Source organism: Aliinostoc sp. HNIBRCY26 (assembly GCF_050235535.1).
Lineage (GTDB): Bacteria > Cyanobacteriota > Cyanobacteriia > Cyanobacteriales > Nostocaceae > Trichormus.
This window is the reverse complement of record NZ_CP189852.1, coordinates 6,912,254-6,936,151: the sequence shown is the minus strand read 5'-3', so window position 1 is coordinate 6,936,151 and position 23,898 is coordinate 6,912,254. Positions and strand designations below refer to the sequence as shown.

14 protein-coding genes and 1 tRNA gene are annotated in these 23,898 nt (G+C 40.8%); 6 read left to right on the top strand and 9 right to left on the bottom strand.

Annotation, left to right across the window (positions count from 1 at the left end):
• Positions 1 to 83: 83 nt before the first annotated feature.
• Both ACQFX9_RS29255 and ACQFX9_RS29250 read right to left on the bottom strand, forming a co-directional pair.
• Positions 84 to 542, bottom strand: coding sequence for a pentapeptide repeat-containing protein (locus ACQFX9_RS29255; RefSeq protein WP_103139881.1), 459 nt, complete (start codon positions 540 to 542; stop codon positions 84 to 86).
• 310 nt (positions 543 to 852) lie between these two features.
• Positions 853 to 1,716 carry an alpha/beta fold hydrolase gene (locus tag ACQFX9_RS29250; RefSeq protein WP_427160007.1) on the bottom strand — a complete coding sequence of 288 codons (864 nt, stop codon included), beginning with the start codon at positions 1,714 to 1,716 and terminating at the stop codon, positions 853 to 855.
• A gap of 213 nt (positions 1,717 to 1,929) precedes the next feature.
• On the opposite strand from ACQFX9_RS29250, the gene ACQFX9_RS29245 reads away from it, so the two are divergent.
• Together ACQFX9_RS29245 and ACQFX9_RS29240 are read left to right on the top strand one after the other, a co-directional pair.
• Complete coding sequence (locus ACQFX9_RS29245; protein WP_427160006.1) at positions 1,930 to 3,012, top strand: glycoside hydrolase family 10 protein; 1,083 nt, start codon at positions 1,930 to 1,932, stop codon at positions 3,010 to 3,012.
• 444 nt (positions 3,013 to 3,456) lie between these two features.
• On the top strand, positions 3,457 to 4,005 hold the full coding sequence (locus ACQFX9_RS29240; RefSeq protein WP_427160005.1) for an NYN domain-containing protein: 549 nt from the start codon (positions 3,457 to 3,459) through the stop codon (positions 4,003 to 4,005).
• Here ACQFX9_RS29240 and ACQFX9_RS29235 read toward each other — a convergent pair.
• Complete coding sequence (locus ACQFX9_RS29235; RefSeq protein WP_427160004.1) at positions 3,950 to 4,204, bottom strand: hypothetical protein; 255 nt, start codon at positions 4,202 to 4,204, stop codon at positions 3,950 to 3,952. The two genes, ACQFX9_RS29240 and ACQFX9_RS29235, sit on opposite strands and share 56 nt — an antisense overlap.
• Between ACQFX9_RS29235 and ACQFX9_RS29230 the strand changes: the two genes are divergently transcribed.
• Positions 4,205 to 4,276 (top strand) — tRNA-Asn (locus tag ACQFX9_RS29230).
• A gap of 198 nt (positions 4,277 to 4,474) precedes the next feature.
• On the opposite strand, the gene ACQFX9_RS29225 is transcribed toward ACQFX9_RS29230, so the two are convergent.
• The 5 genes from ACQFX9_RS29225 to phnD all read right to left on the bottom strand — a co-directional run bounded on the left by ACQFX9_RS29225 (position 4,475) and on the right by phnD (position 13,026).
• Positions 4,475 to 4,969, bottom strand: a complete 495-nt coding sequence (locus ACQFX9_RS29225) for a DUF427 domain-containing protein (RefSeq protein WP_427160003.1) — start codon at positions 4,967 to 4,969, stop codon at positions 4,475 to 4,477.
• A 154-nt stretch (positions 4,970 to 5,123) separates the two neighbouring features.
• Positions 5,124 to 6,692: an HlyD family efflux transporter periplasmic adaptor subunit gene (locus ACQFX9_RS29220; RefSeq protein ID WP_427160002.1), complete on the bottom strand. Its 1,569-nt coding sequence runs from the start codon at positions 6,690 to 6,692 to the stop codon at positions 5,124 to 5,126.
• Between the two features lie 40 nt (positions 6,693 to 6,732).
• Complete coding sequence (locus ACQFX9_RS29215; protein ID WP_427160001.1) at positions 6,733 to 9,747, bottom strand: peptidase domain-containing ABC transporter; 3,015 nt, start codon at positions 9,745 to 9,747, stop codon at positions 6,733 to 6,735.
• Positions 9,748 to 10,249: 502 nt separating this feature from the next.
• A complete protein-coding gene (locus tag ACQFX9_RS29210) occupies positions 10,250 to 11,992 on the bottom strand; it encodes a sensor histidine kinase (protein ID WP_427160000.1) in 1,743 nt (580 codons plus the stop codon).
• The gene (gene phnD / locus ACQFX9_RS29205; RefSeq protein ID WP_427159999.1) at positions 11,989 to 13,026 is read right to left on the bottom strand and encodes a phosphate/phosphite/phosphonate ABC transporter substrate-binding protein; all 1,038 of its coding nucleotides are present in this window, start codon (positions 13,024 to 13,026) and stop codon (positions 11,989 to 11,991) included. Before phnD ends, ACQFX9_RS29210 begins: the two co-directional genes overlap by 4 nt.
• 291 nt (positions 13,027 to 13,317) lie before the next feature.
• On the opposite strand from phnD, the gene ACQFX9_RS29200 reads away from it, so the two are divergent.
• Together ACQFX9_RS29200 and ACQFX9_RS29195 are read left to right on the top strand one after the other, a co-directional pair.
• Positions 13,318 to 15,045: a succinate dehydrogenase/fumarate reductase flavoprotein subunit gene (locus ACQFX9_RS29200; RefSeq protein ID WP_427163031.1), complete on the top strand. Its 1,728-nt coding sequence runs from the start codon at positions 13,318 to 13,320 to the stop codon at positions 15,043 to 15,045.
• 129 nt (positions 15,046 to 15,174) lie between these two features.
• The gene (locus ACQFX9_RS29195; protein WP_427159998.1) at positions 15,175 to 16,353 is read left to right on the top strand and encodes a TIR domain-containing protein; all 1,179 of its coding nucleotides are present in this window, start codon (positions 15,175 to 15,177) and stop codon (positions 16,351 to 16,353) included.
• Positions 16,354 to 16,617: 264 nt separating this feature from the next.
• Here ACQFX9_RS29195 and ACQFX9_RS29190 read toward each other — a convergent pair whose 3' ends face one another.
• Positions 16,618 to 21,018 (bottom strand): CARDB domain-containing protein, encoded by a 4,401-nt coding sequence (locus ACQFX9_RS29190; RefSeq protein ID WP_427159997.1) that lies wholly within the window; start codon positions 21,016 to 21,018, stop codon positions 16,618 to 16,620.
• A 763-nt stretch (positions 21,019 to 21,781) separates the two neighbouring features.
• On the opposite strand from ACQFX9_RS29190, the gene ACQFX9_RS29185 reads away from it, so the two are divergent.
• Positions 21,782 to 23,341, top strand: coding sequence for a phytoene desaturase family protein (locus ACQFX9_RS29185; RefSeq protein ID WP_427159996.1), 1,560 nt, complete (start codon positions 21,782 to 21,784; stop codon positions 23,339 to 23,341).
• Positions 23,342 to 23,898: the final 557 nt, after the last annotated feature.

Here is a 23,898-nt window from a genome sequence, read left to right as displayed (position 1 = left end):
GGTATGTGAGAGATGTGATTGGCTAACACCCAACTCTCTCACTCCATCTTTTATTTCTTAAAATTCACCTAAATCGGTTGATACTAATCCCAGTCGGGAATTTCTTGACCTGCTTCGCCACCAACACCGATCGCAGTATTATAAATTTCTGCATCTGTGATGGTGAGATTTTCCATTGATGCTTGATACACGTTGGAATCGAAAACATGAGCGCGGGTCATGTTGGCGTTATTTAAGTTGGCTTTTTTGAAGTTGACGTTGGTAAGAAAGGCTGCGGTAAGATTCGCTCCTTTCAAATTGGCGTTAGTCAAATCAGCACCTTCGAGGTTAGCACCAGATAGATTTGCACCAGATAGATTTGCCCCTCGTAAGTCAACACCAATTAAATGCTCGCCACTGAGGTTCATGCCTGATAGATTACACCCTACGCATTCCCCAGTTGATAACAGTTTTTGTAAGTCTTGTGGATTCCCAGCTTTGACTGAATTCACAAAAAATAGGGGAGTGGCTAAGGCTACAGCTGCTAATAGCTTGAGTTTCATAATTTCCCCCTTTCTCCTTGATTAACATCCGTTCTTTTCCTCACATTTCTATTATCTCACTAACTTTCTAAACAATGTTGATTTAAATCACAATTTACTTGTCTAGATTATGGCTAGTGTAGTGAGTCTCAAAAGATGATTGGCTATAGTTTTTGGCTATTTTGTGTCTTTCAATTTCAGGATAAATACTGGATTTAATTTAATATTAAATCTTTTTAAGTGAATGTATCATTCGATATATTTTCGTAAAAATATAGTCAGTATTCACCTATGTAAAAATATTACTCATACTTTTGATGTAAATTATAATTTAAATTACTAAGTATTCTTGCATATACTGGTTAACTAATTCTGGTTTTTCTTGTTGAACCCAATGTCCACAATGGGGAATATACTTAACTTGGAGATGTTTTACATAGTCTTGAGTGTTGTAAGTAAGCTCTTTGCCTAAAGCGGTATCATTTTCACCCCAAATTAACAGCGTAGGAGTCTCTAAAATTGCCCAATTTTTCTGGAATAGGAGACTGGAAAAAAGATTGCGGTAATAGTTCAACATAGCTGTGATTGCCCCAGTTTTAGCAGCAGCTTGTTGATAAGCGGCAATATCATCTGGAGTAAATGCTGTTTGATTAACTGCCGTCTTAGGAATCATATTAGCGATCGCCAGATAACTATCAGCTTTGAGCATCAATTCTGGTAGCCAAGGTAGTTGAAATAAGAAGATATACCAACTGCGGCGTAACTGTGAGAGAGTCAATAAACCTTGAGTAAATTTAGCAGGATGAGGCAAATTGAGAATAATTAAACGTTCTACCATTTCAGGATGAGCATAGGCAAAATTCCAGGCGATCGCTCCACCCCAATCATGTCCAACTAAAATACAACTATCGTGTCCTAATCCTTGAATTACTTCCGCAATGTCTTTAATAAATTCATCCATGACATAGGCGGATTTATTGACAGGTTTATCACTATCGTTATAACCACGTAAATCTAAAGCCACGACTTGAAACTTTTCCGCGAATTTAGGGATTTGATGCCGCCAAGAATACCAAAACTCAGGAAACCCATGTAACATCAGCATCAAGCGTCCTGTTCCTTGGGTGACATAGTGCAGTTTTATCCCATTGGTATTGATATATGCGTGCTGCCAAGAATCCTGAACTACAGACATAGGTGTTATTTTCACAAGAATGCTAATTAATTATTTAATGATGTACTTATTCAAACATCTACTTTAGGGATTGGGCATTGGGAATAGGGAATAGGGAATAGGGCATTGGGCATTGGGAATAGGGCATTGTATTTTTCTTCCCCTGCATCCCCTGCTCCCCCTGCTCCCCCTGCATCCCCTGCATCCCCTGCCTCTCTGCCCCAGAACAAAACTATGGAAATACGCGGTGTCTGGTTAACTACTACCGATAGTCAAGTTTTGCGTTCACGGCAAAATATTGCTGAAGCTATGGATTTTCTGGCTACCACTGGGTTTAATGTGGTGTTTCCTGTGGTGTGGAATAAAGCTGTGACTTTGTATCCTAGTCAGACGATGCGGCAAACCTTTGGAGTGGAAATTGATCCCCTATCAGTCGGGCGTGATCCTTTATTGGAGGTAGTGACAGAGGCGCGGCGAGTGGGATTAAAAATTATCCCTTGGTTTGAATATGGCTTTGCCAGTTCCTACAATTTAAACGGGGGCTTACTTTTACAGCAGAAACCAGAATGGGCGGCGCGTGATTCCCAAGGTAATCTGCTCAAGAAAAATGGTTTTGAGTGGTTGAATGCCCTGAACCCTGATGTCCAAGGATTTTTGATGAATTTAGTCTTGGAAGTGGTGAATAATTATGATGTGGATGGCATTCAAGGTGACGATCGCTTTCCGGCTTTACCCTGTGAAGGTGGGTATGATGCGGATACTATCGCCCGCTATCGTCAAGAATTTCACCGCCAACCACCGCTAAATCCAAAAGATAGACACTGGTTACAGTGGCGCGCTGATATTTTGACAAAATTTTGGGCAAGGCTATATCAGCAAGTAAAAGCCGTTAACCCAAACTTATTGGTATCTATCGCGCCTAATATCCATGACTGGGCATTTCGGGAATATTTGCAAGATACACCCACATGGTTAAACCAGGGAATAGTGGATATGAGTCACCCGCAAATTTATCGACGGGATTTTCCTAGTTATCGAGCGATCGCCGATAAACTAGTCAAAGAACAATTTACTGCTGCCACCCTACCAAAATTAGCTCCAGGAATCCTGCTAAAGTTAGGAACTTATGGCATCAGTCCCCAAGATTTGGTGCAGACGATTGAGTATAACCGTCAAATAGGGATTAAAGGCGAAGTCTGCTTTTTTTATGAAGGTTTACGAGAGAATAATCACGCCTTAGCTAGAGTTCTGCAAAATCATCTCTATGCTCAATCTGCCGCATTTCCCACTTGCAGCGATTTAACTGGAATGGAGTAATATCAATTCGCAATGGACTAATGTCCCGCTACGCTAATGCAATGGACTTCGTCCCGCTACGCTAACGCAATTCGCAATGGGCTAAACGCCCCGCTACGCTAACGCAACGATGCTCTTGCCCCGCTCCGCTAACGCAATGGACTTCTCTCCGAGACGCTAACGCAATTAAGAAAGTCAGATACTATTTGGGTTTTAAGGGTTGCACCTGTTGCTTAATTTTGGGGAATTGGTATAAATACCTGTAATTGGAACACACAGAGGAAGCAGGGGAAGAAAAACACAATGCCCCATGCCCCATTCCCCAATCATCATCACTTTTAATTCAACTTTGCAATTAAATCACATTATTTTCGTCTTTGTAACATAGTGTTACAAGCAATGCTTCATTTACTATAAAAGTTATGAATGGATCTTGTTAACTCTAGAAAATTGTGATTAAAAACCATGTCCTGTCCCCCAGTCCCAGCCGTTTTGTTAGTAGACGGTTATAACATTATAGGTGCTTGGCGTTGCCTGAAAAAAACCCGCGACACTGCTGGACTAGAAGCAGCCAGGCGTGAACTTGTAGAAACCATGACAAGCTACAGTTCTTTTCAAGGGTATGAGACCAAAATAGTGTTTGATGCTCACTATCAAAATACCGCCAGTAATCAGGAAGTAATCACCGAACTTTTATCAATTCATTACACTGATTTTGGGCAAACGGCAGACTCATACATAGAAAAAACCTGTGCATCTTTGCGCTATGAGTTTCTACAGTCTAGGATGGCTCGGCTCATCGTTGCCACATCTGACCGAGCACAACAATTGACAGTACAGGGATACGGGGCTGAATGGTTATCAGCAGAACAATTGTGTGGCGAAGTTAAAACCACGATTTGTCTAGTTAAGCAAAGGGCTAAACCACGCCAACACTCTCCACGGAGATTGGCTAGCTCTATTGATCCCAAAGCCAAACAAAAGCTTGCAGAGCTTCGTATGGGATTGAAGTAGTAGGCTGAATATTTCCATAGTCTTTCTTGACAAGGGTTAAGTACGGACAAAAATAATTAACTGTATCACCGTCACTGGGGTTTCTGGCGGCTGTTTGGACTGCAAAATCAAAGCCTTTAGGGTAAGCAAAAAAAATTTCTAAAAAGGCTTGCCAAATCCAGAAGACTAAGATACTATTATAAATTGTGAGCGCAATCATTCCTCAGTAGCTCAGTGGTAGAGCGATCGACTGTTAATCGATTGGTCGCTGGTTCGAATCCAGCCTGGGGAGTTTAAAAGATTAAAGCAAGATTGGTATCCTTGAGTGACTGCTTAGTGAATCTATGGTCACTTTTTGAATACTATCAAAGCATTGCATAGAATTCCAAAGGCGATCGCCTATTTTTGTGTTTGGAAGTATCCCGTTGGCGATCGCATTTTGCCAATCTGAGATTTCCCAACAAGATTACTTCCAGAACTCTGGCTTAAATCACCATCCCCAACTACCAGGAATACCCTTAAAAGGCCCAACAACATCGCTAGTTATCCAACCACCGTAAAAGTTTCCTGGTTGTGGTTCTACTCGTTCACCATCTACGTAGCAAGCATCCATGAAATGGGCGTAGAAAGCCACATGATCTTTAATATCTGCAAAAGCGCGCGTCGGACTGGCATAAAACCAAGCTGCATTTTCGACTTCTCGCTCATCCACGCGGATTGTATAGTATCCAGAGCGTCCTTTCCATTCACAAAAACTAGACTGTGGTGTTAACACCAAGTATTCCATTTTGATGTCTGTAGGCGGGATATAGTACGTGGGTGGATGGCTGGTTTCTAACACACGCTTGGCGTGGCGGGTATTGACGATTTCTTCACCATTAAAAATTACCTGAATATGTTTGTTTGTGTCCTCCAAGCGGGGAGGACGGGGGTAATCCCACACAGATTCTTGTCCAGGTTGGGGTTCAATGCGTTGAGGATACATATATATTCAAAGTCAAAAGTCAAAAGTTTTAATGGGGAACAGGGAGCGAGTAACAGGGAACAGGGGAGACTCTTTATCTGATATTTCCCCCTGCCCCCTGCTCCGTTGCTATCAACGTGATAGTATATTTTTCTAATGAGAAATCCCTAAAGGATTATCTTACTTCTTTCAAGCTTTCAACTTGGTTGGTAAACATCTCTGTAAACAGACTCAAAACTGTGCGTTCTTCTTGGACTTTGATGTTAGCACTTAAAGACATACCAGATTGCAGGGAAATTTTTTTGTCTTTAATGTCTAAGTATTGTTTATTTAACCTAATTTTGGCAGGAAAGCGATAGAACTTATGGGTTTCATCTGGTGGAAGTGCGTCTGAAGCTACTTCAACTAACTCACCTTTGATGTCACCGAATTCGCTAAAGGGAAATGAATCGATTCTGACATCAGCTTTCATTCCTTCGCGGACGAAACCAATATCTTTATTGGTGATGAAAATCTCAGCAACGAATTTATCGTTGGGTACAATCTCTAAGATTTTTTGGGTGGGATTAGCTACAAAACCAGGGGTTTTTGCTTGTAAATTGAAAATGGTGCCGGAAACAGGAGCGCGTAATTGTTGATATTTAAATTCTAATTGAGCTTGAGAAATTTTACTGTTGACATCGGCTAAATTCTGCTCATTACTTAGCACAATTTTCATGAATTGGCTATCAATATCAGCAATGCGTTTTTTGTTATCTGCTATTTTTTCTAAAATGGTTTTATCGGAAGCTGCCACAGTATTGTAGACTTGTTGTCTAGATTTTTCAATATCAAATTGCAGACGTTTCTTCTCTTCGTTTAATTGTGCCACTTCGGCGGCATAATTTTGGACTTGTTGTTGCTGATTCAGGTATTGTAACTGAGAGACACCACCTTGTTCTGCCAGGATTTTTAGTTTATCTAAAATCTTTTGTTGGATATCTAAACTGGCTTGTGTATCTTGGAGTTTGACTACAGTTTGGGCTAGTTGTTTTTCGATTTTAGATACTTCTAGCCTAGCGGCAGATGCACGAGTGTCTAATTCTGTTTTCGCAACTTCTAACTGTTGTCTTTCGTCACTATCTAAACCGATACCAGTAGTAGAGTTTCTTAATTGAGTGCGTAATAAATCATTTTCTGTAACTAATGCTATGCGACTTTTGAGTAAAAATTCGGCATTTCTGGGCAATCTAACTCGCGAAAATTGTAATTCGGAATTAATGCCAGAAGATGAACTCATTAATTGACGATAAATCTGATTTTCCTGTATTAGACTGTTGCGAATATTATTTAAAGAATTCAATTTGGCAACAGTTGCAACAGTTTCAAAAGTAATTAGTAAGTCGCCTTGAAGGACTTTTTGTCCATCTTTGATATGTACTTCTTTGACAACTCCATTTACAGGAGCTTGGACTTCTTTAACTGTGCCTTCTGGTTTTAATTGACCAGTAGCAGGAATTACCTGTTCGATTTTAGCGAAATATGCCCAAGCAACACCAAAACAAGCCAAAGCCATGAGAGTCAGCATGATGGTGCGTGACCAAATAGGAGATTGACGCAATACAACCGACTGTTCAAACTCTTCGTAATTAGTGTTAATGGAAGATTGAGGAGGGGGTGGGGTCTGAGGTGTTAAAACTTCAGCATCAACCGCGATCGCCTGGTCATGCTTGCCGTTACCATTGTTATTGTTAAGTTGCGTCATATTAGTAATTTTTGACTGTTGACTATTGACTATTGACTAACTACAAACTCACTTCTTGTTGTTGATATAAATAGAAATAATGACCTTTAGCAGCCATTAATTCTTGATGGCTACCTTGTTCGATGATTTTACCGCCATCCATGACGATGATTGTATCTGCGTGGCTGACGGTGTTGAGACGGTGGGTAATAAAAAAGACTGTACTACCTTGAAAGGCGTTGGCGAGGTTCAGACAAACTTGACGTTCGGTGGGATAATCTAAAGCACTGGTAGCTTCATCTAGGACTAATAGTTTGGGTTTTTGCAGAATAGAACGGGCGATCGCGATTCTTTGTCTTTGTCCGCCGGATAGTCCCGCACCACGTTCGCCAACTCTGGTATTGTAGCCGTTGGGTAAACCCATAATAAATTCATGGGCGGCGGCGATTCTTGCAGCTGCGATAATCTCTTCTGTGGAAGCATCGGGATTAGTCAAAGCAATATTTTCTTGGACTGTACCATCAAATAACAGGGTTTCTTGGGGAACTACACCGACTTGGCGACGCAAAGAATAAAGTTCTACTTTGGCGATATCGTAGCCATCAATCAAAATTCTGCCTGCTTCTATGTCATAAAGTCGCAGTAGCAGTTTCATCATCGTACTTTTACCAGAGCCACTCTGCCCAACAATCCCAACGAATTTTCCTTGGGGAATTTCTAGATTGACATTGCATAGTTGCAAAGGCCCGCCATTGACAAATCTAAAGGAGACGTTTTCGTATTTGATCGCACCTTGAATTTCGGGAAGCGGGATATTGTAGCGGTCAATTTCCGCTTCTTGGGGTGTGTCTACAATATCACTTAATCTTTCTAGGGATAGGGCTGTTTCTTGGAAGCTTTGCCACAGTTGTGCTAACCGTAAGATGGGGCTAGTAACATAACCAGAGATAATTCTAAAGGCGATTAATTCCCCTAAAGTTAACTCCTGCTGCAATACCAAATAAGCACCCACCCACAGCACGAGTAAACTACTGAGTTTATTGAGAAATTGACTGGTGGAGTTAGCGAGGGTAGAGGTGACGACAGTTTTAAAGCCAGCTGCTACATATCGAGCGTATCGCTCTTGCCAAGAAAAGCGCGATCGCAATTCAATATTTTGCGCTTTGACTGTTTGAATCCCTGACATTACCTCGACTAAATAGGATTGGGTGTTGGCGTTGCGTTCAGCTTTGGCGCGTAGCTGTCTACTAACAGTGGGAGATGCAATTAAGGTAATAACGATAAAGATAGGAATTGTGGCTAAACCCACTATGGTCAATTTCCAACTGTAAAACAGCATGACAATGATATAAACCACTGAAAATACAGCATCTAATCCCACGGTTAAAGCTGTACCCGTGAGAAACTGACGGATATTTTCTAATTCGTTGATGCGTGTAGATAACTCCCCGACTGGCCGCTTTTCAAAGTAGCGGAGTGGTAGCCGCAATAAGTGGTCAATAATTTGTGACCCCAAACCCATATCAATGCGATTGGTTGTATCCACAAATAAATAAGTTCTTAAGGTGGTGAGTATAGCTTCAAATATCCCCACTACTAATAGCAAGCCTCCCAGAACATTGAGTGTGCTGGTACTATTTTTGACTATGACTTGATCAATAATGAGCTGGATAACTAGGGGATTGGCTAGTTGTGCTAACTGCACAAAAAAGGAAGCGATAAAGACTTCTGTGAGGACTCTTTTGTAGCGTGACAAGTAGGGAAGAAACCACCGTAAACCAAAGCGTTCTTGTGGCGTTTCCTTGGTGGTGGTGAGCAGTAGTACCCTGACTTGTGGTGGAAAACTATTTTCTATCGTCTCTAAATGTTCAACTATTTGTGCTGGTTTGCAGCGAACTATCCCTTGGGATGGGACACCTAAAACGACTTGATGAGCATCGGCGGCGTATAAAACGGCAAAATTTTCGCCATAACGCACTAATGCTGGTGTGGGGATGCGGGTAATAGCAGCAGTGGGGACATCGATTAAATTGGCTTTCAAGCCGATTAATTCTCCCAGATAGGCACAAACAGGGAAGGAAATCGTCCCTTGGCGTTTGATTTGCTCAGATAACAGACGACGCACCACTTCCCGACGAAAAGGGATTTGTAAATGTTTGGTGAGCATCTGAAAACAGGCAAAAGTGCTGTTTAATTCTCCCTTACCGCCAAAGAAGGGGTATTTTGTCCGGGGATTTTTACTATTTGGAGCTGTACTGCGAGCTTGGGAATAGTCTTCATCTGAGGCGTAGGGAATTTCCATCGTCTCAGTGATGTGGGTTTGACTGCTGCTAAGAGCTAGTTGTGATTGATGATGATTACTAGGATTGAGGAATGATAAAGCCGATGGTGCTAAACCCAACAACCGCGCGGGGATATCACTTCTGACGATAATGGTTTCTTGACCATCTTGGGGTTCGAGACGCGAACCAACGGGAAATTCATTAATGACACCGCTACTCAAAAACCAAACTGTATTCTTGTCTAGTTGATGAAAGTAGTTTCTTCCAGGTGAGAGATATTGTATTTTAGCGGTTTGCCCAGCTTGTTCTGCTAGTTCATCTAGGTTATCGATGACGTTGGCTTGCTTTGCTACTTGTAAACCTAAAATATCAAAGATTTCCACGATATGACAGGGGTTTTGGCGCGCCTGTGCAAAGGCGGGATAGGTAGACAATAACCGCAGATAGTCGCTGGCTTCGATGGTTAAACCGATCATTTCGTCAGTAGAGGCGATCGCCGTTTCACAACCCAATTGACGCAATAATCCAATTTCGCCAATTATCTCTCCCCGTTGTAATAATTTCAGGGTTTTGGGCATTTGTGTTTGGGGGTCAAATCCCAATAACCGCGCTTGTCCCTCATAGATGATGGTGATGCGATCGGGGACTATTTCTTTGCTGATAATACGTTGACCGATACGATAACGGAATGCTTGCAGTCGGTCTAGTAACAGGGTAATCTCTGTATCTGGTAAGTGGTCAAAACCCTGGAGAGTTAGTAAAAATTCTTGAAAGGCATTTTTTATATAGGTCATAGCTAAAAAGTCTGATTTGATTCAATAAGTTTATCTAGCAGCTTTTCTACACGCATCTCAAAAAATACTCTAGTCCCTCGTTTAACCATCTTGAAAACTTGCTGAACACTGACAAGGTATACATGATGGCAATTGCATAAACTGACTTTGGGGACGTACGTAAGTATACAGGTATTAATTCTAATCGCCATCCAGGGAACATTAGCTGATTTTATACAATCGCTTGACTACAATTCAAATCCATCGTTAATTTCTCATGCTGACCATACAGCAAAGGAGAACACAAACTTAGTCAAATGAAGTATTCCAGCCATTTAGAGTGTAATAGTTAAAAAGATATATTTAGAGACAAAATATCACATTTTCTTACTATGATAAATACTGAGAAATGTGAAGAAATGGTAAAAAATATAACGGTAGTGTAGGAAATGGCTAGGATTTTTCTCACCCAGAGGTCGATTGTATAGTGATGCCAGCATCTCGAAATAAGACTAATTTGGTATTAAGCGATCGCTTGTATGGGGACGGTTGAGGCTGGGGTTGCTTGCTGATGTAGGGGAATTTCAATCCAGAATTCGCACCCTTTGCCTAACTCCGACTCACACCGCAAGACTCCAGAATGTTTTTCTACAATAATTTGGTAACTAATAGATAAACCCAATCCCGTACCTTGTCCTACTGGTTTAGTGGTGAAAAAAGGATCGAATAACTTTTGTTTGACTTTTTCTGTCATTCCTGGGCCATTGTCGGCGATTCTGACCACCACACGCTCATTTTTCAGCAATTGGGTGGTGATTTTAATGTAACTGGGATCATTGGCAATTTCTTGGGGCGATCGCTCGGCATTGTAACTATTGAGAGCGTCAATGGCATTATTAATAATGTTTAAAAATACTTGATTTAACTGTCCGGCATGACATTCTACTAAAGGTAGCTCTCCATACTCTTTGAGAATGTCGATTTTTGCATTCTCTGGTTTCGCCTTAAATCGATTTTGTAAAATCAATAGTGTACTTTCAATCCCTTCGTGAATATCAACGGCTTTCATTTCTGCTTCATCTAAACGAGAGAAATTACGCAGGGATAACACTATTTGCTGAATCCGTTGAGAACCCATCGTCATCGAACCGAGAATTTTCGGTAAGTCTTCCTGAATAAACTCTAAGTCCATGTCATCAATTTTTGCTTGAATTGTGGGACTGGCGTTAGGAAATTCTTCTTGATATAAACGGATTAACTGTAACAATTCTTTAGTGTATTCATTGGCGTGGGTGACATTGCCATAGATAAAATTAACGGGATTATTAATCTCATGTGCCACTCCAGCTACTAATTGACCCAAGCTAGACATTTTTTCGGTTTGAATTAGCTGTGCTTGGGTGCTTTGTAGTTCTTGTAAGGCTATTTGTAGTTCTAACTCTGCTTGTTTGCGTTCAGCTATTTCCAACTCTAAACGCTGATTCATGTGGGTAAGTTCTGTATTTTTAATTAGCGTTTCGTGGGATTTAGCCAACTTCACCGCCATGTGATTAAATGCTTTCGCTAAATCTTCAATTTCATCACCTGTAAGAATATTTAAACGATATTCAAAATTACCTGTGGCAATTTCTGATGTTCCTGTTTGTAAGTTCTGCAAAGATTTGATGGTTGGTTGCCAAATGAGCATGAATTCACCAACCATCAGCATTAAAATCACTGCGACAACAACGAAAGAAATAATTCTTTGGACTTGGTGTAAATTTTCTAAATCTTGTGCTACGGCTAATCTTTGGTCATCAGCACGTTTAATTAGTTGGTCAAGAAATAATTTAATATCCCTGTTAAAAGAATTGATTGAGCGAAAATACAACTGGGAATTTTCTACATTATTTTGACTAGAACTCTGTTCAATTAATTGAGTGGCGATACGGCGCAAAAACTGATGACGAGTACGAATAACGGAGATTTCTGGAGTATTTGGCATGAGGCGTTCTAACTCATCCAATGCTTGAATAAACTCCGCATGGGACTTTTCAATTTCTGCATTTTGCTTTTGGAAAAGCACAAAATCTTTGAGTGTGATAATTTCCGACTTTAAGGCATTATCTGCTGCTAGTGCTGCTTTGATGGTTTCCGCAGTTCCATTACTTTTTTCGCGCACAGTTTCCTTAATCTGCTGCACCACCACTGTATTCCCGATGAGGATAGCCACTACGAGTCCAACAGATACAGCAGAACTAGTCAGTAGCTTTGTAGAGATTTTCATTTTGACGGGAGAGAAGTTAAGTTCAAGTCTTGGCGGATTTGTTGTATTTGATCATATTCAGCAGCGATGACAAGAGTGTATCCGTCAGATTGACTACCTCCAATCAAATCAAGCCCTTTAGGAAGGCTGAGAAAAGCTTGCTGAAGCTGATGAATGATCTGGTCTGGTAATTCTGCCGATACTACTATGGGAAAATTAGGTGTGAGAATAGATTCTGTGATGATTCTGATATTTTTTGTAGGCATCTTACCATCTTTTTGTTGATTAGTACAAGCCGTAAGATTAGTAGCTACAGCATCTACGAGATTACTTTCTAAGGCTGCCATACTTTGCTCATGATTGCCTACATAGATGACTTGAGTAAAATCTTGATAGGGGTTTGCTTGTCTTTCTTGCTTCCACTCTGCTAAGGCTGTCAGATACCCGAAGGTAGAGGTTTGATCAACAAAAGCGATACTTTTGCCTTTCAGGTCTGATAATTTTTGAATGTTGCTATTGGCATTAACTACAATACACATTCGATACCAAGGTTGACCTGAGTTGATATCTATGGGAGCTACTAAAGGTTGAATTTTTGCGCCTTTCTCTACCGCTTCTAAATAAGTAACAGAGCCTAAATAGGCAATTTGTATTTGATTTTCAACTAGTAACTGAACGACTTCTTTATTATCCTGAGCAATTTGAAATTCTACTGGTCGCTTGAGATAATCTTCTAAATATTTATCTAAAGCCTGAAGAACTTTTTCTTGATCTGTTTGATTCTGGGTGGACACGACTCCGATACGGAGTTTTGGCAAGTCGTCCTTGCTACTATCAGGAAGAGAGCCTTCGTATACTGTACCCTGTCGTTCCTGTGTACGTCGGTAGATCCTCAAGGGAGATGGTGGGGAAGTAGACTCGATATTGGAGCTATTGTACTCCGAAGCGTTGCCAGTACAACTAACGGTCAGTAGTAGGGCGATCGCACCGGAAATTAAAATCTTACTACTCCGTACCGACTGCTTAGTAATCAGCCAATGCCAGGCTTTTTTCATAGGATTAGAATTGAGCGAGCAACATTGCTGGAGTGGAATCAGCTAAACACATATTGCTTTAAGAGTATATTCGCTGATCATGACCAAGTCTATAGTGATGAGTGGTGAGTAATGAGTAATGAGTAATGAGTGCTGAGTGATGAGTGATGAGTGATGAGTCTCACTTTCTTAATTTTGTTAGCGCAGTGTTAGCGAGTCTGCAAATGTCATTTTGAATTTTGAATTTTGAATTGGTACTACGCCCAAGAAGCAGGTCAAAATAGAACAACAGTATTTAGCCAGGGGCTAGTTATGTTGGAACATGATGTGATTATTGTCGGGGGCGGATTGGCGGGATGTCGGGCGGCGGTGGAAATTGCGCGGACTGATCCTCGTTTAAAGGTGGCGGTGGTGGCGAAAACTCATCCCATTCGCTCCCATTCTGTGGCGGCTCAAGGTGGTATCGCCGCTACATTAAAAAATGTGGATGCTACGGATACATGGGAAGCACACGCCTTTGATACGGTCAAGGGTTCTGATTATTTGGCTGACCAAGATGCAGTAGCAATTTTGACACAAGAAGCACCCGATGTCGTGATTGACTTGGAACATATGGGGGTTTTGTTCTCCCGCTTAAATGATGGTCGCATTGCACAACGGGCTTTTGGGGGACATTCTCACAATCGGACTTGCTACGCGGCTGATAAAACGGGTCACGCGATTTTACATGAATTAGTGAATAATTTACGGCGGTATGGTGTGCATATATACCAAGAATGGTATGTGATGCGTCTGATTTTGGTAGACAATGAAGCTAAAGGTTTGGTGATGTACCGCCTGTTAGATGGTCATATTGAGGTAGTAAGGGCAAAGGCTGTGATGTTCGCGACAGGTGGCTATGGTCGCGTTTATAACACCACCTCTAATGATTATGCTTCCACGGGTGATGGTTTGGCGATGACAGCCTTGGCGGGTTTACCCTTGGAAGATATGGAGTTTGTGCAGTTCCATCCGACTGGGTTGTATCCGGTGGGGGTATTGATTTCGGAAGCGGTACGGGGAGAAGGGGCGTATTTGATTAACTCTGAAGGCGATCGCTTCATGGCCAATTATGCACCCAGTCGCATGGAATTAGCCCCCCGCGATATCACTTCACGGGCGATCGCCTATGAAATTCGTGCAGGACGAGGAATTAATCCTGATGGGAGTGCTGGCGGCCCCTTTGTCTATCTGGATTTGCGACACATGGGGAAAGAAAAAATTATGAGTCGTGTTCCTTTTTGTTGGGAAGAAGCACACCGCCTAGTAGGGATAGATGCAGTTACTCAACCCATGCCGGTACGCCCGACGATTCATTATTGTATGGGGGGAATTCCCGTCAATACTGATGGGAGAGTCCGCAGCAGTGGCGATAGTTTAGTTGAGGGTTTCTTTGCAGCTGGGGAAACGGCTTGTGTGTCCGTTCACGGTGCCAACCGCTTGGGGAGTAATTCCCTATTAGAATGTGTAGTTTATGGTAAACGCACTGGGGCGGCGATCGCTCAATACGTACAGCAACGTAAATTACCTCATATAGATGAACAACATTACATCAAAGCAGCCCAACAAGAAATTCAATCTTTAATAGAACAGCCAGGAAAATACCGTATTAACCAAATTCGCCAAGACTTTCAAGATGCGATGACTGAATTTTGTGGTGTTTTTCGCACTGAGGAATTAATGCGTACAGGCTGGGAAAAAATCACCGCCCTACAACAACAATACAATCAAATCTATTTAGATGATCAAGGCAGTTGTTGGAATACAGAACTTGTAGAAGCTTTAGAATTGCGGAGTTTAATGGTAGTCGGACAGACTATTTTAACCTCAGCTATCAATCGTCAAGAAAGTCGCGGCGCACATTTTCGGGAAGATTATCCCCAGCGTGATGATACTAAGTTTCTCAAGCATACAATGGCTTATTATTCACCAGCAGGGATTGATATTCAATATCGTCCGGTAGCCATTACCATGTTTGAGCCACAGGAGAGAAAATATTAGTCTTTGTGAGTTGATTGATAAAATCTTCGTATTTGCGGGAATACTGAGTTTGATGCCAAATTTGCAGCAATTGGCAAGGGTAAATATCAGACCAACTTTTGACATTAAACTCAGTATTTGCTTAAAAATATGAACGAAATTTATATATCCTATGCTTGGAAAGACAATAACAGCGAATCAGGAAAACGCCGGGAAGAATTAGTTGATCAAATTTGTGATACTCTACTTGCTCAAAACTATAAATTAATTCGCGATCGCGATCATTTATCTCTAGGAAAAAGCATTAAGCAATTCATGGAATCAATTGGTCGCGGTAATTATGTGATTTTGGTAATTAGTGACAAATATCTAAAATCAGAATACTGTATGTTTGAAGCTGTAGAAGTTATTAAATCTAAAGAATATGAACAGAGAATTTTTCCCATTGTCTTAGAAGATGCCGACATTTACAGCAAAGAAGGACAATTTCATTATATAAATTACTGGAAACAGCAAAAAGAAAAGATAGAGAAAATAGTCAATGAAGATTTTCACTCAGATATATATTCTGCCATTCACAATATATCTGACAAAATCATCGAAATTTCCCACCAAATCGATGATTTTATTTTCTTCATTGCTGATAAACTCAGTATTAATCCGATGAAAAATTTCGATGGTTTTATTAATCAGCTTACCTCCAGTATTCAAGATGATGCAGCAAAACTCAGAAGTAATCAGAATATTTTAGTAGCTGGTACAGGTAATTATCAACTTGCTCCAGAGATTTATCTAACTGCGAAACACCTGGGAGAGAAAATAGCCAAGTATAACTATAATTTGATCACAGGTGGTTGGCAAGGTGTAGATTATGTAGTAGCAGAAAGTTTTGCCAATCAGCTAGCACTTAAAAATATTCCCCTTTCCCGCAAATTAACCCAAGTAGTTGTGCATGGAACACAACCTACTTTTAGAGGTGGCACTTTAGAATACACAGAACCAGGGATTAATGAATGGCTGAAATGTTTGCAAAAAGCTGACGTAGTGATACTACTAGGGGGTCTTGGTGGTACTTATGAAACTTACCTCTATGCTAAACAAGAAAAAATCCCAGTGATTCCCATTGTCTGCACTAATGGTGATGCTAAACGGGTATTTGATGAAATATTAAAAGATTGGAATACTCAAATTATGGGTAATATTTCAATCACCAAATTTAAGTCACTCAATCAATATATTAATAATGAAATGACTGCTGAAGATGTTGTCAATGATGTGATGGATATAGTCAATGAAATTATTTTCAATCAAACCGTGTTCAAATTGTAAAATCTTGAGGTTTTTGGTTGACACTCTTTAAGTAATAAGTAATGAGTAATAAGTAACTGGCATTTACTCATTACTCCTCATCAAATTTAACAACCTAGTTGCAATCCCAATTTCTTGTTGCGATCGCCATGACATACAAAGGGAATTCCAGATAACAAAATATCCCAACTGTAGGGTGCGTCAGTATAAATAATCTCTTGGTATAGTTAGGTTTTCTCGCACTGAAGCACCCTACTAAGCTCATTACTCATCACTCATTACTCATTACTCATTACTCCTCATCCAAGACTTACGGCTGTTGCTACGTCTTTTCCCTATGATATTTTCATGAGTATCAACCTGTTCATCTGAAAGAATGTTTTGCTGACTATCCTGATACCGTAAGAATGGTTTCGAGGAATTGTCAACATTTTCAGTGTGATTTTCAGTTATACTTTCCTCACCAGTAATTGGAGTCACATTAGCAATCATCAATGGTGTGTTATTCGTAGGGCTAGAAATTGACCTAGATACTACAGAATTGCTACTACTGGCTGTCGATGCAGTGCTGGAAGTAGCACTGGGAAGTGTACCACCGTTCGCGGCGGTAGAAGTGAGAATCTGCCGCACTTGAGCATCAGTGAGATTGTTCTTAGCACTCAGCATCAGCGCAACTACACCCGCAACATGAGGAGCCGCCATTGATGTTCCTGGCATAAAACCATATTGACCACCTGGAAGTGTCGAATATATACCAAGTCCTATATCGTTATCGCCTGTGAAGTAGCCTCCTGGTGCAGTAACGTATGCTAGTGGAGTTGTTCCAGCACGATTGGAAAAATCGGTTAAGGTTCTATCGTAATAAACTGCTCCTACGGCAATTCCAAACTGGTCTGCATAGCGAGCTGGGTAGCTAGGTGTTGACTCACTTTGATTACCTGCGGCGGAAACAACAATTGCTCCTTTACTGATAGCATATTGAATTGCTGAGAGTAAATCTTCACTGGCAGGACTCCTCAAACTGAGGTTAATAACCTTAGCTCCATTATCTGCTGCATAACGAATTCCATTCGGTATGGCAGTACCATTGCTTTTGCCAGCATCATCAAAAACTCTTACAGGCATAATCTTGGCATTATAAGCAATACCCGTCACTCCAAAGGTATTTCTCACCGCAGCAATAGTACCAGCAACATGAGTACCATGATCAGTACCGTCTAAGGTGTTGTTGTCGTTGTGAACAAAGTTCCAACCATAGATATCATCGATGAAACCATTGCTATCGTCATCTATGCCATTACCCGCAATTTCTCTGCTATTCCTCCACATATTGGCACTCAAGTCTGGGTGTGTATAGTCCACGCCACTATCCACCACCGCAACGATCACACCCTGACCAGTGTATCCCTTCGCCCAGACTTCAGGTGCTTTAATCGCGTCTGCTCCCCAATCATTACCACCCAAGTCAGCAACATCAGCAAAGGTGCTTTGATTAAGGGCTTTGGCTACGGCGGCGGCGGCGTTGACTAAGCCATAACCTGTAGTAGAGTTAAATCCACCGCCATTAGGAGGAGTGATATTGATTTGTGCTGTGATGTAAATGCTGTTGTTACCTTCATTGCTCTCAGCAACAGATCCTGCTCCATCGGCTTTAAGCATGAGGTAGTATTTGCCAGGATTCAGAGTTGGATCAAAGGTAATAGATGTAGAGCGAGAAATAACACTACCAGGTGTCAGACTAGCACTAGCCTCAACTTCAATACCTAAGTCGATATCATCGTCATTACCCAATGTTGTATCTCGTGAAAGATAAAAACCTGTCTTACTTCCTCCAGCACTGCCATTACCTTGGTTTTTCAGTTGATAGTTAACTTGTAGTGTAGCCCCGATGGCAACACTACTGGCAGATGTAGCATTTTGGATAACTAAATCTGGAGCAGTAATCGTAATTGCTTGGGCAATAATGTTGTTATTTTCATTGCTTTCTCTCAATGATCCAAAACCATCAGCTTGGTATATGAGATGGTAACTACCGGGGGTAATAGTGCTGGAAAGGTATACAGATGCAGACTCGGAAATTACAGCAGAGGGTGCAATATCAGAAATACCAACTATATCTGAACCGAGATAAATATCATCACTGCTGAGGCTAGTATCTTTAGAAAGATAAAAGCGTGTGCTATTAATTCCCGCGTTGCCATTACCTTGATTTCTCAGCTGATAATTGAGTTGAATATTTGTCCCGATGTTGGCACTAGTGGGATTACCAGGATTCTGAATGATTAAATCTGGTGCAGCAATTGTAATCGCTTTGGTGGTGACATTGTTAGTTTCGTTGCTTTCACTGATTTCGCCGTTGCCATCAGCTTGGAATAGCAGATAGTAGTCACCAAAATTGATATCCCTACTTATAGACAGATAGTAAGACTCTGAACTATTAGTCCCGGCGTTGAGTGTAGGAGAGAAGAAGTTCAGGTCAGAAGCTAACAATGTATCATCACTACTAAGAGTTGTGTCTCTAGACAAATAAATCTTAGTTGTATGATTACCAGCACTAGCAGTACCTTGATTCGCTATTTGGTAGTTGAGTGTAATTAGATTGCCAGGGTCAACAATACTAGGCGCAGAGATATTTTGAATGATTAGGTCTGGTCTGGGGCCATTAATTGTGATGGCTCTAGAAACGATGTTATTAGTTTCATTACCTTCTGCTACTGTGCCATCAGCATCAGTTCTGAACAACAAATGATAGTTACCTCCAGTGATGCTATTGGCTATGAGAATCGATGCAGTTTCGGAACTGACAGCACCTGCGGCGATACTATTCACTGCATCTGAACCTAACAACACATCATCTGTGCTGAATGTTGTGTCTCTAGAAAGGTAGAATCTGGTGGTGCTAGCAACGGCATTTCCCAACCCTTGATTTCTCACCTGATAACTCAATGCAATAGTGTTACCCACTGATGCAGTTGTTGGTGCTGTGGGGTTTTGAATTATTAAATCAGCAGAGTTAATCGTAATGGCACGAGAAACCACATTATTAGTTTCATTACTTTCTCCTAAGTTATTATCCGCATCAGTTCTGAACAACAAATGATAGTTACCAGCCGCGATGCTATTGGATATGAGAATCGATGCAGTTTCGGAACTGACAGCACCTGCGGCGATGCTATTCACGGTATCTGAACCTAACAACACATCATCTGTGCTGAATGCGGTGTCTCTAGAAAGGTAGAATCTGGTGGTACTAGCAACGGCATTTCCCAACCCTTGATTTCTCACCTGATAACTCAATGCAATAGTGCTACCCACTGATGCAGTCGTTGGTGCTGTGGGGTTTTGAATAATTAAATCAGCAGAGTTAATCGTGATGGCACGAGAAACCACATTATTATTTTCATTACTTTCGCCTAAGTTGTTATCTGCATCAGTTCTGAACAACAAATGATAGTTACCAGCCGCGATGCTATTGGATATGAGAATCGATGCAGTTTCGGAACTGACAGCACCTGCGGCGATACTATTCACTGCATCTGAGCCTAACAACACATCATCTGTGCTGAATGCGGTGTCTCTGGAAAGGTAGAATCTGGTGGTATTAGCACCTGCACTTCCCACACCTTGGTTTCTCACCTGATAACTCAATGCAATAGTGCTACCCACTGATGCAGTCGTTGGTGCTGTGGGGTTTTGAATTATCAGGTCTGGATTCCCTGCTGGGGTAATATTAATGAGATTACCAAAGGCATTGTTATTTTCATTACTTTCAATCACATAACCATCTGCATCAGCGTAGTAAATCAAATAGTAGTTACCAGGGTTGATGTTACTACCGATGGTGAATGTGACTGACTCTTGACTAGATGCACCAGCCGCCAGACTATTCACAGTGTCTAAGCCTAGATAGACATCACTACTGTCAATATTCAAATCTGGAGATAGGTAAAATCTGGTATTACTAGCAGCAGCACTTCCACTACCTTGATTCCTCACTTGATAATTGATTTGAATACTGCTACCAGCTTTGGCTGAGGTGGGAATTGAGGCGTTTAATACCGTTAAGTCTGGCTGGGTAATGGAGATTGGCGCACCGAAAGCATTGTTACTTTCATTACTTTCGCTCACATAGCCATCAGCATCCACATAGTAAATCAAATAGTAGTTCCCAGGCCTGATATTACTACCAATGTTGAATGTAGCTGACTCTTGACTAGATGCACCAGCAGCTAGACCATTCACATAGTCAAAGCCTAGATACACATCACTACTATCGATATTCAAATCTGAAGATAAGTAGAAATCAGTGTAGCTATATCCAGCACTCGCACTACCCTGGTTTTTCACTTCATAGGTGATTTGAACATTACCACCAACGATTACTGACGGAGGAATTAGGGCGTTTGGTGCTGTTAAGTCTGGTTGAGCCGTTGCAGTGGCTGTCATCAAGATACTATTGCTCTCAATATCTTGAGTTAGATAGCTAACAGGATAAGTATCGGATGTTAAAGAGTCTAGTGTTGCCAATATGGAACTACTATGAATGCTTGACTGGAGGGAATTTACATTACTTAAACCAGAAGGGAAATAGTCTCCACCCTGATGAAAAATACTAGGTTGCTGGTTAGAGGACAGCATTCTATTTACATCATCAAACGGATGAATATTATTGATTTGATTATTCATATAAATGAATTTCCTGAATTAAATGAATAAACTGAATTTGTCAAATTATTCAACTGAAATTAGCTGAATATAAATCGAAACCTACTGCATAGCAAGAACTGTGATGATTTTACATGATTACATGAATTAGTGTAATCAAAGTAATTCTTAGTGACAATCGCGCTTTCTAAAATATATATTTTATTTCTAGGAAAAATATTGAATAGCTAATTTTTTTGTACAAAATATGTGCAGTCATAGATACTTGAACGAGCAATACAGCCCACATTAGAACAAAAGCATTATGTAGAGGCCAGATTTATTGGATGTATGAATCAATTCCAGATTCATAATCAGATACAGCCATTCATAGGGTGTGAGATTTGAAACCTCGTCTTTTCCGGTCAGAGGGTGTGGGAAAGGTCGGCTGATTTGGCGATCGCTATCCTTTCGTCTCCACTCCAGTTAAGAATAATAAAGTTTATTGAACAAATCTTGAAAGCTTAGATAATATAAAATACGTTAAATCATAAAAAATCAGCACTACCTAGCCATTGAGTATCTGCCATTTCATCAAAATGAAGGGCTATGTATTGCTTAGTTGCAAGACTTTCAGGGTAACTACATAACAGTTGCTACTCAGCACCCGGAGTAAAGACTTAACAATACTAATTGCGTTTTTTCAGGTTTGTTGTCGCTATTGTGTCAAAACTGTAAATCACGAAATTCATAAAAATCAGATCACTGAAATCAAGAGCAATCAAGATGACCAGAGGAGGATAACATGGAAATCTTTGATTATGTAATTTTAGGAGCTGGATTAGGTGGACTAGCAACAGCAGCTTGCTTAACACGCCAAGGATATAATGTAGCCGTTTTAGAAAAACATTATTTACCAGGGGGTTGCTGTCACACGTTTGATTATGGAGAATATAGTTTTTGTGCTGATGTCCATTATGTTTCTCAATGTGGTCATGGTCAGGCGATCGCACAGTTTCTTAACTATATCAACAGAGATATACCCTTTAATAGTCTTGACCCAGACTGCATAGATCGTGTGATTACACCAGAGGTAGATTTTAAAATTCCCCTGGGATGGGAAAGTCTGCGTTATCGCTTGCTTGCAACTTTTCCAGAAGAAGCCAATGCTATCAACCGCTACTGTTACGAGATTCAGCAACTCCACCAAGAAATTCGCGGCTTAACTCAAGAAGTGCGTTGGTATCATCAAAAATGGTCTGATTGGCTAAAATTACCAAAATATTTCCATCTGTTTCGCAAACGCAACTGGACACTACAAGATTTATATAATCATGTCGGGTTATCACCCAAATTACAAGCCATCTTAGCGGGACAAAGTGGTGATTACGCACTGTCACCCCAAGAAATCGCCCTCATCACCCATACTTCCTTAGTTTGGGACTATTCTGAAGGTGCTTATTATCCTAAACATCACTTTCGCCACTTTGTAGACACTATTGTTGATACCATTACCGCAGGTGGTGGAGTCGTTGCCTATGCTACCACCGTTAACCATATCCAAGTTAGTAACGGTAATGTTCATAGTGTCCTAGCTGATGGCAAAATCTATCGTGCTACTAAGGCTTATATTAGCGACCTTGACCCGAAATTAACAGTGGAGTTGATGCACGACAATGAAGCCATCAGTCACAAAGAACGTCGGCGGTTAACTGGCTATGAATACTCCGCCAGTGCTTTTAATATCTACTTAGGTTTAGATAGCCGCTTTCAACCCCAGAATTACGGCATTGGTAACTGGAACATTTGGTACTATCCCACAGGCGACCTCAACCGAGAATATCAACAACAATTGCAAGGAGATTTTAGCCATCCCTGGATTTTCTTATCTTGTCCCACCATGAAATCTGACGAACCAGGAATGGCCCCTCCAGGACATCATATTTTGGAAATCGCCACAGTTTGTCCTTACGCACCCTTTGCACATCTGCATAAAACAGACTCACAAGCCTACAAAGCTAAAAAGCGGGAAGTCTACCAACAAATTATGCACAGCGTCAGAGATTTAATTCCTGATATTGACGACTACACCCGCATGAAAATTTACGGTACACCCACCACCAGTGAATATTATCTAGGACAACCAGAAGGGAATATTTACGGCGCGAAATTAGTCCCCCAACAAGTAGGATTAAATCGCATAGGCTACAAAACGGAATTACCCAACCTATTTTTAGTTGGTGCAAGTGCCGGTTATCCTAGTGTACCTGGTGTCATCGGTAATGGTATGGATGTAGCAGAACTACTCACTGGGGAATCAGTGTGGCGGAAAGTTTCTCGGACTCAGGCTTTAGTGGGGGTGTAGAGGGTTGGGGATTGGGGATTGGGGATTGGGGATTGGGGATTGGGGACAAGGTAGACAAGGTAGGAGGGAAGAAACACTAAATTTGCATTCCTCATTTTTGTTACTAAAATTAAAAACTCCTCTCAGGATTGAGGGGAGTTTTGTAAACCTTTGTTGCTAATTTTTTATTTGTTTTTTTAGAAAACACTCATGATTGTGATGATGCTGACACTAGTCAACATAATTAAAACACCCATAACCATTGATTCTCCCAAGGAATTAGGACGTTTTGAATTATTCATCATAGTAGAATCCTGCAATTTTTAGTTATCCCCTAAATATAACAGTCTCAGTATAAATATCTATGGAAGCCATGCAAAACTTAAAATAGCTTTACTATTCTTAGTAAAAACTATAGTGTTTACTTAAAAATCAGATTCATCTGTTTAGATAAACATAATTTTTGATTCCGTACAATAACTTAAGTCGGCGTTGTTGATGAAAAAATAGTTTGTAGTTAGGACTTTAGTCCTGATTTAAGGACTGAAGTCCTGACAACGAGCCTGGAATCATTTACG

What these genes read in the sequence shown, in the direction of transcription:
- ACQFX9_RS29255 (WP_103139881.1), bottom strand. Translation starts at nt 542, where the DNA reads ATGAAACTCAAGCTATTAGCAGCTGTAGCCTTAGCCACTCCCCTATTT.
- ACQFX9_RS29250 (WP_427160007.1), bottom strand. Translation starts at nt 1,716, where the DNA reads ATGTCTGTAGTTCAGGATTCTTGGCAGCACGCATATATCAATACCAAT.
- ACQFX9_RS29245 (WP_427160006.1), top strand. Translation starts at nt 1,930, where the DNA reads ATGGAAATACGCGGTGTCTGGTTAACTACTACCGATAGTCAAGTTTTG.
- ACQFX9_RS29240 (WP_427160005.1), top strand. Translation starts at nt 3,457, where the DNA reads ATGTCCTGTCCCCCAGTCCCAGCCGTTTTGTTAGTAGACGGTTATAAC.
- ACQFX9_RS29235 (WP_427160004.1), bottom strand. Translation starts at nt 4,204, where the DNA reads ATGATTGCGCTCACAATTTATAATAGTATCTTAGTCTTCTGGATTTGG.
- ACQFX9_RS29225 (WP_427160003.1), bottom strand. Translation starts at nt 4,969, where the DNA reads ATGTATCCTCAACGCATTGAACCCCAACCTGGACAAGAATCTGTGTGG.
- ACQFX9_RS29220 (WP_427160002.1), bottom strand. Translation starts at nt 6,692, where the DNA reads ATGACGCAACTTAACAATAACAATGGTAACGGCAAGCATGACCAGGCG.
- ACQFX9_RS29215 (WP_427160001.1), bottom strand. Translation starts at nt 9,747, where the DNA reads ATGACCTATATAAAAAATGCCTTTCAAGAATTTTTACTAACTCTCCAG.
- ACQFX9_RS29210 (WP_427160000.1), bottom strand. Translation starts at nt 11,992, where the DNA reads ATGAAAATCTCTACAAAGCTACTGACTAGTTCTGCTGTATCTGTTGGA.
- phnD (WP_427159999.1), bottom strand. Translation starts at nt 13,026, where the DNA reads ATGAAAAAAGCCTGGCATTGGCTGATTACTAAGCAGTCGGTACGGAGT.
- ACQFX9_RS29200 (WP_427163031.1), top strand. Translation starts at nt 13,318, where the DNA reads ATGTTGGAACATGATGTGATTATTGTCGGGGGCGGATTGGCGGGATGT.
- ACQFX9_RS29195 (WP_427159998.1), top strand. Translation starts at nt 15,175, where the DNA reads ATGAACGAAATTTATATATCCTATGCTTGGAAAGACAATAACAGCGAA.
- ACQFX9_RS29190 (WP_427159997.1), bottom strand. Translation starts at nt 21,018, where the DNA reads ATGAATAATCAAATCAATAATATTCATCCGTTTGATGATGTAAATAGA.
- ACQFX9_RS29185 (WP_427159996.1), top strand. Translation starts at nt 21,782, where the DNA reads ATGGAAATCTTTGATTATGTAATTTTAGGAGCTGGATTAGGTGGACTA.